This window comes from Achromobacter sp. ACRQX (assembly GCF_022346505.1).
Classification (GTDB): Bacteria; Pseudomonadota; Gammaproteobacteria; order Burkholderiales; family Burkholderiaceae_B; genus Achromobacter; species Achromobacter animicus.
On record NZ_JAKRML010000007.1, the window covers coordinates 105,958 to 121,833 of the forward strand.

17 protein-coding genes are annotated in these 15,876 nt (G+C 66.4%); 8 read left to right on the forward strand and 9 right to left on the reverse strand.

The genetic code is table 11. The annotated features are described in order from the left end of the window. Positions 1–177: 177 nt before the first annotated feature. Entirely contained in the window at positions 178–1,386 is a 1,209-nt protein-coding gene (locus MHZ91_RS08980) for an ABC transporter substrate-binding protein (protein WP_239213377.1), read from the forward strand. Between the two features lie 67 nt (positions 1,387–1,453). After that, positions 1,454–2,515 carry an alcohol dehydrogenase gene (locus MHZ91_RS08985; protein ID WP_175136565.1) on the forward strand — a complete coding sequence of 354 codons (1,062 nt, stop codon included), beginning with the start codon at positions 1,454–1,456 and terminating at the stop codon, positions 2,513–2,515. 71 nt (positions 2,516–2,586) lie between these two features. Here the strand turns inward: MHZ91_RS08985 and MHZ91_RS08990 are convergent, their stop codons facing one another. Then, positions 2,587–3,099, reverse strand: a complete 513-nt coding sequence (locus tag MHZ91_RS08990; protein WP_175136566.1) for an RES family NAD+ phosphorylase — start codon at positions 3,097–3,099, stop codon at positions 2,587–2,589. Then, positions 3,096–3,566, reverse strand: a complete 471-nt coding sequence (locus tag MHZ91_RS08995) for an antitoxin Xre/MbcA/ParS toxin-binding domain-containing protein (protein WP_239213378.1) — start codon at positions 3,564–3,566, stop codon at positions 3,096–3,098. The genes MHZ91_RS08990 and MHZ91_RS08995 overlap by 4 nt, the downstream gene beginning before the upstream one ends. A 242-nt stretch (positions 3,567–3,808) precedes the next feature. Between MHZ91_RS08995 and MHZ91_RS09000 the strand changes: the two genes are divergently transcribed. Together MHZ91_RS09000 and MHZ91_RS09005 are read left to right on the forward strand one after the other, a co-directional pair. After that, positions 3,809–4,186 carry a DUF423 domain-containing protein gene (locus MHZ91_RS09000; RefSeq protein WP_175121616.1) on the forward strand — a complete coding sequence of 126 codons (378 nt, stop codon included), beginning with the start codon at positions 3,809–3,811 and terminating at the stop codon, positions 4,184–4,186. Between the two features lie 73 nt (positions 4,187–4,259). Beyond that, positions 4,260–5,168 (forward strand): DMT family transporter, encoded by a 909-nt coding sequence (locus tag MHZ91_RS09005; protein WP_239213379.1) that lies wholly within the window; start codon positions 4,260–4,262, stop codon positions 5,166–5,168. A gap of 11 nt (positions 5,169–5,179) precedes the next feature. On the opposite strand, the gene MHZ91_RS09010 is transcribed toward MHZ91_RS09005, so the two are convergent. Further along, a complete protein-coding gene (locus tag MHZ91_RS09010; protein ID WP_175121618.1) occupies positions 5,180–5,818 on the reverse strand; it encodes a glutathione S-transferase family protein in 639 nt (212 codons plus the stop codon). Positions 5,819–5,823: 5 nt separating this feature from the next. Beyond that, on the reverse strand, positions 5,824–6,987 hold the full coding sequence (locus MHZ91_RS09015; protein ID WP_239213380.1) for a PQQ-dependent sugar dehydrogenase: 1,164 nt from the start codon (positions 6,985–6,987) through the stop codon (positions 5,824–5,826). A 150-nt stretch (positions 6,988–7,137) separates the two neighbouring features. Between MHZ91_RS09015 and MHZ91_RS09020 the strand changes: the two genes are divergently transcribed. Beyond that, positions 7,138–7,749: a glutathione binding-like protein gene (locus tag MHZ91_RS09020; RefSeq protein WP_239213381.1), complete on the forward strand. Its 612-nt coding sequence runs from the start codon at positions 7,138–7,140 to the stop codon at positions 7,747–7,749. A gap of 33 nt (positions 7,750–7,782) precedes the next feature. Here MHZ91_RS09020 and MHZ91_RS09025 read toward each other — a convergent pair whose 3' ends face one another. Continuing rightward, positions 7,783–8,739 carry a LysR family transcriptional regulator gene (locus MHZ91_RS09025; RefSeq protein ID WP_191578701.1) on the reverse strand — a complete coding sequence of 319 codons (957 nt, stop codon included), beginning with the start codon at positions 8,737–8,739 and terminating at the stop codon, positions 7,783–7,785. 118 nt (positions 8,740–8,857) lie between these two features. On the opposite strand from MHZ91_RS09025, the gene MHZ91_RS09030 reads away from it, so the two are divergent. From MHZ91_RS09030 to MHZ91_RS09040, 3 genes are read left to right on the forward strand one after another with little or no spacing between them, the layout of a single operon-like run. After that, positions 8,858–9,835, forward strand: coding sequence for a tripartite tricarboxylate transporter substrate binding protein (locus MHZ91_RS09030; RefSeq protein ID WP_218343732.1), 978 nt, complete (start codon positions 8,858–8,860; stop codon positions 9,833–9,835). Between the two features lie 9 nt (positions 9,836–9,844). Then, positions 9,845–11,296 carry an amidohydrolase family protein gene (locus MHZ91_RS09035; RefSeq protein WP_239213382.1) on the forward strand — a complete coding sequence of 484 codons (1,452 nt, stop codon included), beginning with the start codon at positions 9,845–9,847 and terminating at the stop codon, positions 11,294–11,296. Between the two features lie 16 nt (positions 11,297–11,312). Beyond that, complete coding sequence (locus tag MHZ91_RS09040; RefSeq protein ID WP_175121624.1) at positions 11,313–12,056, forward strand: aspartate/glutamate racemase family protein; 744 nt, start codon at positions 11,313–11,315, stop codon at positions 12,054–12,056. Positions 12,057–12,105: 49 nt separating this feature from the next. Here MHZ91_RS09040 and MHZ91_RS09045 read toward each other — a convergent pair whose 3' ends face one another. The 4 genes from MHZ91_RS09045 to livH are packed head-to-tail and all read right to left on the reverse strand — an operon-like array spanning position 12,106 to position 15,732. Beyond that, positions 12,106–12,807, reverse strand: coding sequence for an ABC transporter ATP-binding protein (locus tag MHZ91_RS09045; protein WP_239213424.1), 702 nt, complete (start codon positions 12,805–12,807; stop codon positions 12,106–12,108). After that, complete coding sequence (livG, locus tag MHZ91_RS09050; protein ID WP_175121625.1) at positions 12,807–13,574, reverse strand: high-affinity branched-chain amino acid ABC transporter ATP-binding protein LivG; 768 nt, start codon at positions 13,572–13,574, stop codon at positions 12,807–12,809. Before livG ends, MHZ91_RS09045 begins: the two co-directional genes overlap by 1 nt. Next, entirely contained in the window at positions 13,571–14,806 is a 1,236-nt protein-coding gene (locus MHZ91_RS09055) for a high-affinity branched-chain amino acid ABC transporter permease LivM (RefSeq protein WP_175121626.1), read from the reverse strand. Before MHZ91_RS09055 ends, livG begins: the two co-directional genes overlap by 4 nt. Beyond that, positions 14,806–15,732 carry a high-affinity branched-chain amino acid ABC transporter permease LivH gene (livH, locus tag MHZ91_RS09060; protein WP_175121627.1) on the reverse strand — a complete coding sequence of 309 codons (927 nt, stop codon included), beginning with the start codon at positions 15,730–15,732 and terminating at the stop codon, positions 14,806–14,808. The genes MHZ91_RS09055 and livH overlap by 1 nt, the downstream gene beginning before the upstream one ends. Between the last annotated feature and the right edge of the window lie 144 nt (positions 15,733–15,876).

Here is a 15,876-nt window from a genome sequence, read left to right on the forward strand (position 1 = left end):
GTGTTCCACCGTGTTGACTTTTCATGTACAGGTACCTAAATTCTTGCACAGGAATTTGCATTCACCAATGTGAAATACATTTCAGCCGGTTGGAGCACCGGCGCCCGCCTTCCCGAGTTGCCGCGTCATCCATAACGTTCAATAAAACGGTCCGCTTCAGGGCTGGGAGACAGAAAGATGCGTATCAAACCCGTGTTGGCGGCGCTTGCCGCCGCCCTGGCCGCCTGCGCGGCCCAAGCCCAGTCCGACGTCGTGCGGCTGGGCGTGTCCAACGACCGTTCCGGCATTTATTCCGACCTGGGCGGCCTCGGGTCCGAGACCGCCGTGCGCATGGCCGTGGAGGATTTCGGCGGCAAGGTGGCCGGCAAGACCGTCGAGGTGGTCGGCGCGGACAACCAGAACAAGGCCGACGTGGCATCCGCGCTGGTGCGCCGCTGGTTCGACACGCAGAATCTGGTCGCGGTGGTGGACGGCGGCGCCAGTTCGGCCGGGCTGGCCGCCCAGGGCGTGGCGCGCGAAAAAGGCGGCACCGCGCTGATCAGCGGCGGTTTTGCCGGGGACTTCAGCGGCAAGCAATGCAGCAACCTCAGCACGCAATGGGCGCCGGATACCTATGCGCTGGCCAACGCCGTGGTCAAGAGCGTCGTCGAGAGCGGCGGAAAGAGCTGGTACTTCATCACCACCGATTACGTGTTCGGCAAATCGCTGGAAAGCAACGCATCACGCTTCGTCGAGGCCGCGGGCGGCAAGGTCGTGGGCAGCACGCGCCATCCGCTGGGCGCGATGGACTTTGCGTCGTTCCTTATCCAGGCGCAGTCATCCAAGTCCGACGTCGTGGGCCTGGCCAGCGCCGGCGGCGATCTGGTCAACCTCATCAAGCAGGCGCAGGAGTTCGGCCTGGCGGGCGGCAAGCAGCGGATGCTGACGTTCCTGACCTTCATCAACGACGTCCATGCAATGGGGCTGCCCGTTGCGCAGGGGCTGACCTTCCCCACCGGCTTCTATTGGGATGCCGACGAGGATACCCGCGCCTGGACCCAGCGCTGGCAAAAGAAGATGGGCGTCACGCGCGCCCCCTCCATCGTCCAGGCCCTGAGCTACGTGGCCACCACGCATTACCTGCAGGCCGCGCAGGCCGCCGGCACCTTCGATGCCGCGGTGGTCAACCAGAAGATGCGCGAATTGCCCATCACCACCAAACTGATCAAGAATGCCCGGGTGCGCCCCGAAGATGGCCGCGTCATCATGGACCTGTACCTGGTCGAGGTGAAAAAGCCCGCCGAGTCCAAGCATCCGAACGATTACTACCGCATCCTGTCCACGGTGCCCGGCGAAAAGGTGTTCGTGTCGCTCGCCGACAGCGAGTGCCCGCTGGTCAAGAAATAGGTCACGCCCGGCGCGCCGGATTCCGGTCCGGCCGCAGGGTGCAGGCAATTACATAAAGGAGACAACCATGAAGTGCTATTGCGTCGTCAATTTCCGCGAACCGCTGCAGGAAATGGACCAGCCCACCCCCACGCCGCAAGGGACGCAGGTGCTGCTCAAGGTCCGCGCGGCCGGCGTGTGCCACAGCGATATCCACTTGTGGGAAGGCGGCTACGACCTGGGCCAGGGCCGGACCCTGTCGCTCAAGGACCGGGGCGTGTCGCTGCCGCTGACCATGGGCCATGAAACGGTGGGCGCCGTCGTGGCGGCCGGCCCCGACGCGCAGGGCCTGGCCACCGACCGCAATTACCTCGTCTATCCGTGGATCGGCTGCGGCAAGTGCCCGTCGTGCATGGCCGGCATGGAAAACCACTGCACCGCGCCGGCCTGCCTGGGCGTCCACCGCGCTGGCGGCTACGCGGACCACATCGTCGTGCCGCATCCGCGCTACCTCATCGACATCGGCGACCTGGACCCCGCGCAGATCGCGCCTTACGCGTGCTCAGGGCTCACCACGTACTCCGCCTTGCAGAAGATCGGCGCAGACATCTACCGCGAGCATCCCGTCGTGATCTTCGGCGCGGGAGGCCTGGGCCTGATGAGTCTGACGCTGATCAAGGCGCTGGGTGGCGCGGGCGCCATCGTGGTGGACATCGACCCCGCCAAGCGCCAGGCGGCGCTGGATGCGGGCGCGCTGGCGGCCATCGACGGCGCCGCCCCGGACGCCGCGCAGCAGATCATGCAGGCGGCGGGTGGCAAGCCGGTGCGGGCCGCGATCGATCTGGTCGGCGCGCCGGCCACCACCTCGCTGGCGTTCGACTTCCTGACCAAGGGCGGCAAGCTCATCATCGTTGGCCTGTTCGGCGGCGGCTCCACCTGGCCCATCGCCTTGATTCCGATGAAGGCGCTGTCCATCATCGGCAGCTACGTGGGCAACCTGGCCGAACTGAAGGAACTGATGGAACTGGTGCGGGCGGGCAAGGTGCCGCCGATGCCGGTCCACCGCCACGCATTGGCCGAGGCGGACAGCGTGCTGGCCTCGCTGCGCGAAGGCAAGGTCGTGGGCCGGGCGGTGTTGACGGTTGATTGAGGCTTTTGCGGCGATTACGACTGAACGCGCCCGGCAGCGGGCGCGTTTTTTTGACGCTTGAATTTGGACGCCTACGCCGGCCGCAACCGCGGATCGTAGATGAAGCGTTCGCGCCGCACCACCACGATATCCTCGGCGTCCGGATGCGCCGGATTGATCAGGAAATTGCAGTCCGGCACGCCGCGATACGGCACGATCGCGCTGGGCAGTTCCAGCAGCGCCGACACGCCCGACGCCACCCAGTTGTCGCCCACGGCCTGCGACGCTTCGGCAAAGGGCACCGCGTCCCAGAACGGATAATCGTCCTGGAGTTGCGCCAGCGACAGCGACTGGCGCGCTTCGAAGATGCTAGTGGGCACGGCCAGTTCAATCAGGTAGCGGTTCGCGTGCTCGGACGCGCGCGCCGCAAAATGCACCACCGTTTCCAGTACGGCGAGCGCCACGCTGGCCGAGGCATACACCACCGGCGTGCCCGGGCTGTTGTAGCGTCCGCCCACCGCGGCCGCCCCGGCGCCGGAGAGGTCGTCCGCCCGGTACTTGCCCGCCGTGGTGCCAATGCGCCAGAGCGAAACGTAATCGGTCATGCGTAGACGCCCGCGGCGGCGCGGGCCAGCGTGTCTTCGACGATGCGGCTGCTGGCATCCGACGTCAACAGCGACAGCGGCTTGACGTTGCCCAGCGCCGGCACGGGCGTGTTCAGCCACAGCACCGCTTCCTCGTCGCTGCCCAGCACCTGACGGGCGACGCGCACCACGCGGGCGACGCGGGCAAGCCGGTCGGATTCACCGAGCGGCAGCGCCTGCCCTTCGCGCGTCCAACGCGACAGCGACGCCGCCTTGACCTCCGTGATCGCCATGATTTCCGACTTGGGCACCTGCAGGTAATCGGCGGCATCGTCGACCATCTGCGCGGGCAGTCCGCGGTGCACATCCCGCGCAATATCGGTCAGCGGACTGTCGACCAGGCCACGAAAAAGCTGCCTGGGGCGCGGCGGGCGCTTGGTGGAGGCGCCGCGCTTGGCGGGCGATTTGTCAGTCAGCGCGATGGTCATGATCTGCTCCGGGCGCCGCGTGGACGAAGCGAAAGCCGGAGAAACCGGCCAGGCTTGCTCAGCGGCTGAATTACCAAATTGAATTTATAATATCCCATTTGGAAATCGGCTTGCAAGGCGGCCGATGCCGAGCCGGCCGCGGGCCGCGCTTTGCCCTCGTCCGCGGCCCCGTCGTGCACCATATTTGGGCCTATCATAGGCGGCGGCAAATTCGCCCCTCGCATTTCTCTCAAGGACACGCAATGACGGACCGGCAGCTCACCATACTCGCGGCGATCAACCTCATGGTGGCGGTGGGCGCCGGGGCATTCGGCGCGCATGGCCTCAAGCGCATCCTGACGCCAGAACTGCTGGCCGTCTGGCAGACCGGCGTCATGTACCACCTGGTCCACGCCCTGGGCATCTTCATCATCGCGTTGCTGGGCGCCCGCTTCGGGTCGCCGCTGCTGTCGGCCGCCGGCGTTGTCATGTTCGTCGGCATCGTGCTGTTTTCGGGCAGCCTGTACCTGCTGACGCTGACCGGCACCCGTTGGCTCGGCGCGGTGACGCCGTTCGGCGGAACGGCCTTCCTGGCCGCGTGGGCGATGGTCGCCATTGCCGCCTACCGCGCGCAGAGCTGAAAGCCCTTCCCGATCTTCACCTATCCGTTCTTCACCCTCCGGCGGCAGGAACCGCCGCCCTTGCAGGTTTCAGATGTCCCCAAGCACCGCATTACCCGCCGTCCGTGAACATTCCGCCGCCGCAGGCATCGCCTGCGTGGCGGGCGGCATCTTCTTTCTGACGCTCAGCGACGCCAATGCCAAATGGCTGGGCGCCAGCTACAACCCGCTGCAGATCCTCTTTCTGCGCGCGCTGATCGCGCTGCCCTTCGTGACCGCGCTGGCCTTGTGGCTGGGCGGACGCCGCGTGCTGCGTACGACGCATCCCGGCCTGCACCTGACGCGCGGCGCCATCAACGTGGTCTCGGCCTGTTGCTTCTATCTGGGATTGCAGGCGCTGCCGCTGGCCGAGGCCACCGCCATCGCGTTCGCCGCGCCGCTGTTCGTCACGGCGCTGTCGGTGCTGATCCTGAAGGAACGCGTGGACGGCAAGCGCTGGCTGGCGGTGCTGGCGGGCTTTGCCGGCGTGCTGATCGTGGTGCGTCCTGGCACGCAGGCCTTCCAGGCCGCCACCCTGCTGCCGCTGACCACCGCCCTGCTCTACGCGGTCATGATGATCACCGCGCGCGGCATCAACCGCGCAGAAGGCATGCTGACCACCACTTTCTACATCGTGTTGGGGCAACTGGTGTGCAGCGCGATCGGATTGCCGTGGGTGTGGCGCGCGCCGGCCATGGAGGACCTGCCCTATTTTGGCGGCGTGGCGCTGTTCAGCACGTTGGGCCTGGCGCTCATCACGCAGGGATTCCGCATCGGGCCCGCGTCTGTCGTGGCGCCTTTCGACTACACCGGTCTGGTCTGGGCCACGATCCTGGGATGGATCTTCTGGCGCGAGGCGCCCGACGCGTATGCGTACCTGGGCGCCGTTTTCATTGCCGGCAGCGGCGTGTACATCGCCGTGCGCGAGGCGCGCGGCAAATCGCGCCGGCGTGCCACCACCTGAAGCTGCCCGCGTTATTCGGTGGGCGGCGGAAAGTGCCGCCGCAACACACGGGCCACGTTCGGTTCCAATGCTGCTTCGCGGGCGACCGCGGTCAATGCCGGACACATCGCGCTGAACCACGACGGGCCGGGACGCCAATGCGTCATGACCGTCACATACAGGTCCAGCGCTGAAAAACGCCGCCCCAGCATGTGCGGCGCGCCGGCCTGGCGTTCCAGCTCCTGCCACAACTCGGCGCGGCGCGTGTGGACCCGTTCGCGCAGCAGGTCCACCGCATCGCCCGGCGTCGTCCACTGCGCGGGATCGTCGCCGTACGTGAAGGTCGGGTAGACCGCCGCCACGACCCGCACCAGCAGGTTCAGAAAGCGCGCCCGTTCCGGCTTGTCCGGCGCGGGGGCAAGACCGGCCTGCGGCGCCAGGTCGTTCAGATGCAGGATCATCGCCGCGCTCTCGGTCATGACCTCGCCGTCTGGCAGGATCAGCGTGGGCACCTGCCCCAGCGGATTCAGATGCAGCAGCCGGTCCCGCTCGGGACCGGGCTTCAGGTACGGCACGTCCGTCAGGACGTGCGGCACATTGGCCAGCACCAGCGCCATCTCGACGATGGCGGAGCCGCACCCCGCGGACCCGATGAGCTCATAGGTCTTCATGACGGTCACCCTCCTGTTTCGGCCGGCGCCACCCGCAGCAGTTCGCCCGGGGAAGCGTCCGTCAGCACATACACATAACCGTCCGGCCCCTGCCGCACGTCGCGGATCCGGCGCTTGCGGTCGACCAGCAGCCTTTCCTTCTCGACCACGTTTTTGCCGTCGACGGTCAGGCGGATCAGGTTCTGGTTACCCAGCGCGCCGATGAAGAGCGAATTGCGCCAGGCTGGAAAGCGGTCGGCGTCATAGAACGCCATGCCGCTGATGGCGGGCGATTTCGGCCACCAGTAGACCGGCGGCTCCATGCCCGGCAGCGTCTCGCCCTTGGCTTCCGGAATCTTCAGACCCGAATAGTTGATGCCGTAGGTCGCCAGCGGCCAGCCATAGTTCATGCCCGGCTGCACCACGTTGATCTCGTCGCCGCCGCGCGGCCCGTGTTCGTTTTCCCAGAGCTCGCCGGTCCAGGGATTGAGCGCCATGCCTTGCGGATTGCGATGGCCGTACGACCAGATCTCGGGCCGCGCGCCCTGCTTGCCCACGAAGGGGTTATCGTCAGGCAGCGCGCCGTCGGCCTTGAGCCGCACGACCTTGCCCTGCAGCTTGTCCAGGTCCTGCGCGGTTGGCCGCTGGTTGTTCTCGCCCAGCGCAATGTAGAGGTAACCATTGCCGTCAAACACCAGGCGCGAGCCGAAATGCAGCCCGGACGACAGCTTGGGTTCCTGGCGGAAGATGACCTTGAAGTCTTCAAGTCCGCCGGCATCGTCGGCCAGCCGGCCGCGTCCGACGGCCGTGCCGCTCTTGTCGCCGTCCGACTCCGCATACGACAGATACACGTAGCGGTCGGTCGCAAAGTTTGGCGACAGCGCCACGTCGAGGAGACCGCCCTGGCCGCGCGCGGCCACCTTGGGCACGCCGGTCAGCGGCTTGGACAACCCGCCGGGCGTACGCAACAGCCGCAGATTCCCGGGACGCTCGGTGATCAGGATGCCGCCGTCGGGCAGGAACGCCATGGACCACGGATGATCCAGGCCGCCGACAACCGGCATCACGCGCGCAGGCGCCGAGGGCGGTTCCTGCGATGCTTGCGCGATGGCGGGCGCAGCGGCGAAGGCCAGGGTCAAGGACAAGAGAAAGGGGATCGCGCGCGTGCTCGCGGCGGTGCGTGACTGCATGGACATCTCCGGCGGCGACAGATTGAAAAGCGGGCGCGGAAGGCATGACAGAGAGACGCGGGACCACTCGCGAATGGCATACCCGGTTGGCGTACCATAGCGCCCACGGACGGGAGCTCTCCCGTTCTTCCTTCCAGGAGTCTCCGACAGATGAAACTGTACTACATGCCCGGCGCGTGCTCGCTCGCTTCCCATATCGTGCTCGAATGGATCGGCAAGCCGTATGAAACGCACAAGCTCAGCCGCGAGGCGCTCAAGGAGCCCGAGTTTCTGCGGATCAATCCGATGGGCGCCGTGCCGGCGCTGACCGATGGCGACTGGACCCTGACGCAGAACGTATCCATTCTGGAGTATCTGGCCGAACAGGCGCCCGAAAGCACGCTGCTGGGCGACGGCTCCGCACGTTCGCGCGCCGAAGTGCGCCGCTGGGTCGGCTTCATCAATTCCGACGTCCACAAGACGTTCTCGCTGCTGTTCGGCGCGCAGCGTTATTTGAAGGACGAAGGCGCGCAGAAGGAACTGGCCGCTTCGGCCTCGGCGCTGCTGACCAAGCTGTTCGCGCAACTGGACACGCAACTGGCCGGCAAGCAATACCTGGCGGGTGCCGCGCCTTCGGTTGCCGATGCCTACCTGTACGTCGTGCTGCGCTGGGCGCACGCCAAGGAAGTGGACCTGACCGGCCTTTCCAACCTGTCCGCGTTCTTCGAGCGCATGCAGGCCAACGCCGGCGTCAAGGCCGCGCTGCAGGCCGAAGGGCTGTAAGGGTCTGCGCTGCCCCGCTGACGCCCGGAAGCCCTATTCCGGCGTCACCCCGGGCAGCGCCTCGCTCTCAAGGATCTTCTTGACGGCGGCCAGAAAGCGCCGCGCCAGCAAGGGTGGCGCACTCAGGTTGGAATGCGTCGCCCAGATCTCAACGCTGGCCTCGGGCGTGATCGGACGCAGCGCCATATGCGCGGCCTGGTCCGGCGTGACGCACCAGGCGTCCACCAGCGCCGGGCCCAAGCCCTGCTGCACGAAGGAACAGGCGGTCACGGGCGAATGCACCTCGATCGCCGCCGCGCAGTGCGGGCCTTCGCCAAAGAACGGCTGCAGCGCGCGTCCCAGCGGGGTATCGCGCGGATAGCCGATCCACGCCGCCGACGAAAAGTCCTCCGGCCGCACCGCGTCGTGGCTGGCAAGCGGATGCCCGGGCGGGAGCACGCACACCACCGGCACCCGCGCCAGCCGGACCGACGTCAGGTTCGGATGATCCGGCGGCTGCATGGAAATGCCGATGTCTGCCTGCCCCGACAGAAAATACGCCGCCAATTCATCGAACGTCACGCTGCGGTAATCGACGCGCGCGCCCGCATTGCGACCGCGAAACCGCTCCAGCGCCATGGGGATCAGGCGCTGCCCGAAACTGGCGCTTGCCACGATCTTCAGCATGCCCGCGCCGGACTGCCCCAGGCTGGCGGCCAGGTCGTTCACGCGCTGGATGCCGCCGTACACCTGCTCGACCTCGGCATATAGACGCCGCGCCTCGGCCGTAGGGGACAGCCGGCTCTTGACGCGCTCGAACAGCCGATAGCCCAGACGGCTTTCCGTCAGGGCAAGCACCCGGCTCACAGCCGGCTGCGACACGTGCAGCATGCGCCCCGCTCCGCTGATCGAGCCGGCCATCATGATGGCGCGGAACACCTCGATCTGGCGCAGGTTCAGCGGCCGCCCGGCGCTCGGCCCGGCCTCGTCGGCATACGCATCGGCTTCCATTTCTTCCCCTTTTCCAATAACGAGGGATTATAGGTTTGAGACATTTTTCGATGACGCAGTGCCGCATGGCCGGGTGTAATCTGCCCGCTCCACAAAACAAAACCAGGGGAAATCCACCATGCGCAGCACGCTCCTTCGCAGTCTTTCCATGGCGGCGCTCAGCGTCGTCTTCGCCGGCGCCGCCTCGGCCGCCGGCTATCCCGACAAGCCCATCACTTTCGTGGTCCCGTCTGCCGCCGGCGGCTCGCCTGACGTGCTGTCGCGCCTGATCACCACGCAGATTGCCCGCGACACCGGCGCCACGATGGTCATCGAGAACCGCCCGGGCGCCGCCGGCAACATCGGCATCGCGCTCATCAAGCGCGCAGCGCCGGATGGCTACACGGTCGGCTACGGCAACATCAACACGCTGGCGGTGAACCGCTCGCTGTTCAAACGCCTGCCGTACGACGTGGACAAGGACCTGACGCCCGTCGCGCACATGTTCGACCTGTACAACGCCCTGATCGTCCCGGCCGACTCGCCCGTCACCAGCGTGCAGGACCTGATCGACCGAGCCCGCAAGGAGCCGGGCCGCTTGTCGTATGGCGCGTCGGGCGTCGGCACCACCGGCCACATGGGCGGCGAACTCTTCAAGAGCATGGCCAAGCTGGACGTGATGTTCATCCCCTACAACGGCGGCCCCGCTGCCATCCAGGATCTGCTGGGCGGCCGCCTGGACTACCTGTTCGTCAACACCTCCGAGGCCGCGCCGCTGGTCAAGAGCGGCAAGGTCCGCGCCATCGGCGTCAGCAGCCTGAAGCGCCTGGCGCTGATGCCCGACGTGCCCACGCTGGACGAGTCCGGCCTGAAGGGTTACGAGACAGTCGCCTGGGGCGGCGTGGTGGCGCCCAAGGGCACGCCCGACGACGTGGTGGCCACGCTGAACGCCGCCATCCAGAAAGCGCTGCAAGCGCCGGAAGTGCGCCAGGGCCTGGCAACGCTGGGCGCCGAACCGGCCACCGGCTCTCCCGCCGACTTCAAGCAGCTGATCGATCGCGAAACCGCCAAGTGGCAGCAGATCATCGACAACGCCGGCATCGAAAAACTCGACTGAGCACGCTTCATGACGGCAGACACCTTGCAGGCTGACTTCATCGTCGCGGGCGCCACGCTCATCGACGGCTCGGGCGGGCCCGCCACCCAGGGCGACCTGGCCGTGCGCGGCGGACGCATCGCGGCGGTGGGCAGCTTTGCCCGTCCCGCCGGCGTGCCGGTCATCGACGGCCGGGGCCAGGTTCTGGCGCCGGGCTTCATCGACTCGCACACCCACGACGACGGCTACCTCCTCGCGCATCCCGACATGCTGCCCAAGGTGTCGCAAGGCATCACCACGGTCGTCACCGGCAACTGCGGGATCAGCCTGGCGCCCCTGGCGCGCACGCAGATTCCGCAGCCGCTCGACCTGCTGGGTCCGCCGGCGCTGTTCCGCTTTGGCACCTTCCGCGCCTGGATGGACGCTCTGCGCGACACGCCGGCCGCGGTCAACGTGATTCCGCTGGTGGGCCACACCACCTTGCGCGTCGCCGTCATGGACGACACTTCGCGCGCGGCCAACGACGCGGAACGGGCCGCCATGCGCGACCTGATGCAGGAAGCGCTGGATGCCGGCGCGTTCGGCGTGTCGACCGGCACCTTCTATCCGCCGGCCAGCGCCGCGCCCACGGACGAGATCATCGACGTGTGCCAGCCGCTGCGCGGCCGCGCCGGCATCTATGCCACGCACCTGCGCGACGAGGCCGACCACATCGTGCCCGCCATGGAAGAGGCCCTGCTCATTGGACGCGAAACCGACTCCCGCGTGGTGTTCTCGCATCACAAGCTGGCGGGCGAACGCAATCACGGCCGCACCCGCGAAACGCTGGACCTCATCAGCCGCGCCGCGGCGGCGCAGCCGGTCTGCCTGGACTGCCATCCCTATCCGGCCACCTCGACCATGCTGCGGCTGGACCGCGCGCGGCTGGCCAGCCGCACGATGATCACGTGGTCCACGGGCTACCCCGAGGCCACGGGCCGTGACTTCAGTGACGTCATGGCCGAACTTGGCCTGGACGACGAAGCCGCGGTCGCCCGGCTGGCTCCGGCCGGCGCCATCTATTTCCTGATGGACCCGGCGGACGTCAAACGCATCTTTGCCCATCCGCTGACCATGGTCGGCTCGGATGGCCTGCCCTTCGACCCGCATCCGCACCCCCGCCAATGGGGCACGTTCACCAACGTGTTGCGCACCATGGTGCGCGAGCAGAACCTGCTGACGCTCGAATCCGCCATCCACAAGATGACCGGGTTGGCCGCCGCCCAGTACGGCGTCGCCGGGCGCGGCCTGCTCCGGGAGGGGTATCATGCTGACCTGGTGCTGTTCGATCCCGCCACCGTCACCGACGTGGCCACTTTTTCAGCGCCCATTCAGGCAAGCCGGGGCATCCACGCCGTGTGGGTCAACGGCAGGCAGGTCTGGGACGGGGAACGGACGGGCACCGAACGCCCGGGCCAGGTCCTGACGCCCGGTGATGCATGAGCACGGAGTACTTAAAGTGAAGACGTTTTCCCAGGGCTGCTACCTGGGTGTATTGGGCGGAATGGGCCCCATGGCCGGCGCGGCCTTTGCCCTCCGCCTGGCGGCGCTGACGCCCGCCACGGTTGACCAGCAACACATCCCCACCCTGCTGCGCAACGATCCCCGTATTCCCGACCGCTCCAGCGCCTATATGGCCGGCGGCGAGAATCCCCTGCCCCACATGGTCGATGGCGTACGCTTCCTGGAACAGGCCGGCGCCCAGCTCATCGCCATCCCGTGCAACACCGCCCACCTGTGGTTCGACGACATCGCCGCGTCCACGCGTCTGCCCGTGCTGCACATCATCGAAGCGGTCATCGAAGACCTGCGCCGCCTTGGCCTGCCCAGCGGCCGCATCGGCCTGATGGGCACCGCCGCCACGCTCAAGCTCGGCCTCTACCAGCGTCACCTTGAAGCCCAAGGCTACGAGTGCATCGTGCCTGACGACGACGAAGTCGAACGCTTCTGCATGGGCTCGATCCGCGCGGTCAAGGGCAACCAGCTCGAAGACGCCTTCGCGCCCGCCGCCGAATGCATCGCCCGCCTGAAGGCCCGCGGCGCCGACGCCGTCGTGCTCGGCTGCACGGAACTGCCCCTGGCGGTCCCGCACGCCCTGCGCCCCAGCCTCGGCGTGACCCTCACCGACTCCATCGACGCCCTCGCCCGCGCCGCCATCGCGCACTACCAGGCCGACCAGCCGGCCGAACGCATCGCCGCGTAAAAAAAAGGGCGCATCTTTCGATGCGCCCACTTCCTTCGCGGGGAAGAGGTCAACCGCCCAGGTACGCCTTGCGGACCTTGTCGTTGACCAGCAGGTTGGCGCCGGTGTCTTGCAGGACCACGCGGCCGTTTTCCAGCACGTAGCCGCGGTCCGCCACGCCCAGCGCCTTGTTGGCATTCTGCTCGACCAGGAACACGGTCACGCCCTGCTCCCGAATCTCGCGGATGATGTCGAAGATCTGGGCGATCACCAGCGGGGCCAGGCCCAGCGTCGGTTCGTCCAGCAGCAAGAGGCGCGGCCGGGTCATCAGCGCGCGGCCGATGGCCAGCATCTGCTGTTCGCCGCCCGACATCAGGCCGGCGCGCTGGCTGGCGCGTTCCTTCAAGCGCGGGAACAGCCCGTAGACGTGGTCGATGCCGGCCTCGATCTCGTCGCGCTTGGAAAAGAAGCCGCCCATCATCAGGTTCTCGGCGACCGTCAGGTCCTTGAACACGCGCCGCCCTTCAGGCGAAATGGCGATGCCACTGCGCATGATGTCGTGCGTGTCCTTGTTCGTGATGTCCTCGCCTTCGAACGTGATCTTGCCTTCGCGCGCCCGGGGATTGCCGCAAACGGTCATCAGCAGCGTCGTCTTGCCCGCGCCGTTGGCGCCGATCAGCGTGACGATCTCGCCCTGGTTGACGTCCACCGACACGCCGTTCAACGCCTGGATGGCGCCATAGTACGTGTGTATGTTTTCCAGCTTCAGCATCATTCCTCCCCCAGGTACGCCTTGATGACGCGCTCGTCGTTGCGCACCTGCTCGGGGGTGCCGGTCGTGATGGGCTTGCCGTGTTCCATGACCAGAATGCGGTCCGAAATGCCCATGATCAGGCTCATGTCGTGCTCGATCAGCAGCACGGCCACGCCGAATTCGCGGCGAAGCTGGTCGATGAGCGATTGCAGATCGCGCTTTTCCTGAGGATTCAGGCCGGCCGCGGGCTCGTCCAGCATCAGCAGACGCGGCTTGGTGATCATGCAGCGCGCGATCTCCAGGCGCCGCTGGTGGCCGTAAGCCAGATTGCCGGCTTCACGGTTGGCGAACTCGCGCAGGCCCATGAAATCCAGCCACTGCGCCGCGCGCGACAGCGCTTCGGATTCAGATTGGCGGTAGCCGCGGGTCTTGAGCAGGCCGGGCAGCAGGCGCGATTCCACCTGCGTATGCTGCGCGACCAGCAGGTTTTCCAGCACCGTCAGCTGCTTGAACAGGCGCACGTTCTGGAACGTGCGCACCAGCCCATGGCGCGCCACCTTGTGGCTGGCAAGACCCGTGATGGGCTTGCCGTCCATGATGATTTCACCGGCGGTCGGCGCGTAGAACCCGCCCACGCAGTTGAACACGGTGGTCTTGCCCGCCCCGTTCGGGCCGATGATGGCAAAGACCTCGTCGGACATGACCTCGAAACCCACGCTGTCGACGGCCAGGAGGCCGCCGAACCGCATGGTCAGGCCGGAAACTTTCAGCAATGCCTCGCTCATTTAGCCAGCTCCACGTGGGGACGCTTCATGGGCAACAACCCCTGCGGACGCCACATCATCATCAATACCATCACCAGACCGAACATCAGCATCCGGTACTCGGCGAACTCGCGCGCCAGTTCGGGCAGCACGGTCAGCAGGATGGCAGCGAGGATCACACCGACTTGCGAACCCATGCCGCCCAGCACCACGATGGCCAGGATCAGCGCGGACTCGATGAACGTGAAGGACTCCGGATTCACCATGCCCTGGCGCGCCGCGAAGAACGCGCCGCCAAAGCCGGCGAACATGGCGCCCAGCGTGAACGCGGACAGCTTGATGCGGGTGGGATTCAGGCCCAGCGAACGGCAGGCGATCTCGTCTTCGCGCAGCGCCTCCCAGGCGCGGCCGACCGGCATGCGGATCAGGCGCGTGGACACGAACAACGTCACCAGCGCAAGCAGCAGCGCCATCATGTACAGGTAGATCACCATGTCCTGGTTTTGGAAGGTCAATCCGAAGAACTCATGGAACGTCGTGCCGCCCTCGGTACTGGGACGGCGCGTCATTTCCAGGCCGAAGAACGTGGGCTTCGGAATCCCGGAGATGCCGTCCGGACCGCCGGTGACCTGGTTCAGGTTGATCAGCAGCAGGCGGATGATTTCACCGAAGCCCAGCGTCACGATGGCCAGGTAGTCGCCGCGCAGCCGCAGCACCGGAAAGCCCAGCACGAAGCCGAACAGCGCCGACATCGCACCGGCAAACGGCAGCGCTTCCCAGAAGCTCCAGCCGCCCCAGTGATAAAGCAACGCGTAGGTATAGGCGCCGACAGCGTAAAAGCCCACGAAGCCCAGATCCAGCAGCCCGGCAAAGCCCACCACGATGTTCAGGCCCAGGCCCAGCATCACGTAGATCAGCACCAGCGTGGCGATGTCCACCGAACTGCGGCCCGCGAAGAACGGCCAGATCACCGCAATGGCAAGCAGCAGCACCATCAGCGGCTTGTGGTTGCGGGCAGGCGCCGACGACAGCGTGGGCAGGCCGGTCTTGAGCTTCTTGAACGGAATGGCCAGCCAGGGACGCAGCAGCTGGAACACGAACACCACCGCCGCGGCCAGCGCCACCAGCGACCAGTTCGACTCCATCGACGTGCGCGCACCCTGGCGGATGAGCTGCAGACCGAAGACCGGGGTGACGATGACCGCCGTCAGCACGGCCGCCATCGTGGCGTTTTTGAGATTGTTGGTCGACATCAGACTTTTTCCACCTCAGGTTTGCCCAGCAGCCCGGTGGGACGGAACAGCAGAATCAGGACCAGCAGCGAGAACGCCACGATGTCCTTGTACTGCGACGATATGTAGGCCGCCGCAAAGGTTTCCGCCAGGCCCAGCAGCACGCCGCCCAGCATGGCGCCGGGGATGCTGCCGATGCCGCCGAGCACCGCCGCCGTGAAGGCCTTGATGCCGGCCAGGAAGCCGATGAAGGGATTGAGTTTGCCGATGGTGATGGCGATCAGGACACCGCCGACCGCCGCCAGGATCGCACCCATCACGAACGTGAACGAGATCACGCGGTTGGTGTCGATGCCCAGCAGGTTGGCCATGTGCATGTCCTGCGAGCAGGCGCGCGATGCGCGGCCCATGCGGGAATACTTGATGAACAGCGTCAGCGCGATCATCAGCACCACCGTCACCACGATGATCATCAGGCGCGAGTACGGCACCGTCACATCGAAGTCCGAGCCCATGTGGAACTGCATGGCGCCGGACACCAGCGAGGGCACGGCCATGTCGCGCGCGCCTTGGCCGAGGGCCACCCAGTTCTGCAGGAAGATCGACATACCGATGGCGGAGATCAGCGCCACCAGACGGGGGCTGCCGCGCACCGGCCGATACGCCACGCGTTCGACCGAGAAGCCGTAGATGCCGGTAACCGTGATGGCCACGAGCAGCATGGCCGCGATGATGAACGGGGTCGGCAATCCGCTGTTGGTGCCGATCGCCGTCAAGGTGACCAGGCCCACATAGGCGCCGATCATATAGATTTCGCCGTGGGCGAAGTTGATCATCCCGATGATGCCGTAGACCATTGTGTAGCCGATGGCAATCAGCGCGTAGATCGCTCCCAGGGACAATCCGTTGAAGAATTGCTGGGTAAGTTGGGGTATGAGGTCGGACATGATTCCAATGCTCCAAATAGTTCCGGCTCCGGTAGTGAGACCCGGAGCCGGAAACCTGGGCGTATTTTATAAGGGCCTGCCGGCGCCGCCTTGCCGGCCGCACAGCGCTTTTGGCGCATCGCTACGCGGATTTCGGCAAGACGG

Coding starts and splice junctions, on each gene's coding strand:
- MHZ91_RS09000 (WP_175121616.1), top strand. CDS start 3,809: ATGACGGACCGGCAGCTCACCATACTCGCGGCGATCAACCTCATGGTG.
- MHZ91_RS09015 (WP_239213380.1), bottom strand. CDS start 6,987: ATGCAGTCACGCACCGCCGCGAGCACGCGCGCGATCCCCTTTCTCTTG.
- MHZ91_RS08995 (WP_239213378.1), bottom strand. CDS start 3,566: ATGACCATCGCGCTGACTGACAAATCGCCCGCCAAGCGCGGCGCCTCC.
- MHZ91_RS09030 (WP_218343732.1), top strand. CDS start 8,858: ATGCGCAGCACGCTCCTTCGCAGTCTTTCCATGGCGGCGCTCAGCGTC.
- MHZ91_RS09045 (WP_239213424.1), bottom strand. CDS start 12,807: ATGCTGAAGCTGGAAAACATACACACGTACTATGGCGCCATCCAGGCG.
- MHZ91_RS09035 (WP_239213382.1), top strand. CDS start 9,845: ATGACGGCAGACACCTTGCAGGCTGACTTCATCGTCGCGGGCGCCACG.
- MHZ91_RS09020 (WP_239213381.1), top strand. CDS start 7,138: ATGAAACTGTACTACATGCCCGGCGCGTGCTCGCTCGCTTCCCATATC.
- livH (WP_175121627.1), bottom strand. CDS start 15,732: ATGTCCGACCTCATACCCCAACTTACCCAGCAATTCTTCAACGGATTG.
- MHZ91_RS09025 (WP_191578701.1), bottom strand. CDS start 8,739: ATGGAAGCCGATGCGTATGCCGACGAGGCCGGGCCGAGCGCCGGGCGG.
- MHZ91_RS09005 (WP_239213379.1), top strand. CDS start 4,260: ATGTCCCCAAGCACCGCATTACCCGCCGTCCGTGAACATTCCGCCGCC.
- MHZ91_RS08980 (WP_239213377.1), top strand. CDS start 178: ATGCGTATCAAACCCGTGTTGGCGGCGCTTGCCGCCGCCCTGGCCGCC.
- MHZ91_RS09055 (WP_175121626.1), bottom strand. CDS start 14,806: ATGTCGACCAACAATCTCAAAAACGCCACGATGGCGGCCGTGCTGACG.
- MHZ91_RS09010 (WP_175121618.1), bottom strand. CDS start 5,818: ATGAAGACCTATGAGCTCATCGGGTCCGCGGGGTGCGGCTCCGCCATC.
- livG (WP_175121625.1), bottom strand. CDS start 13,574: ATGAGCGAGGCATTGCTGAAAGTTTCCGGCCTGACCATGCGGTTCGGC.
- MHZ91_RS08990 (WP_175136566.1), bottom strand. CDS start 3,099: ATGACCGATTACGTTTCGCTCTGGCGCATTGGCACCACGGCGGGCAAG.
- MHZ91_RS08985 (WP_175136565.1), top strand. CDS start 1,454: ATGAAGTGCTATTGCGTCGTCAATTTCCGCGAACCGCTGCAGGAAATG.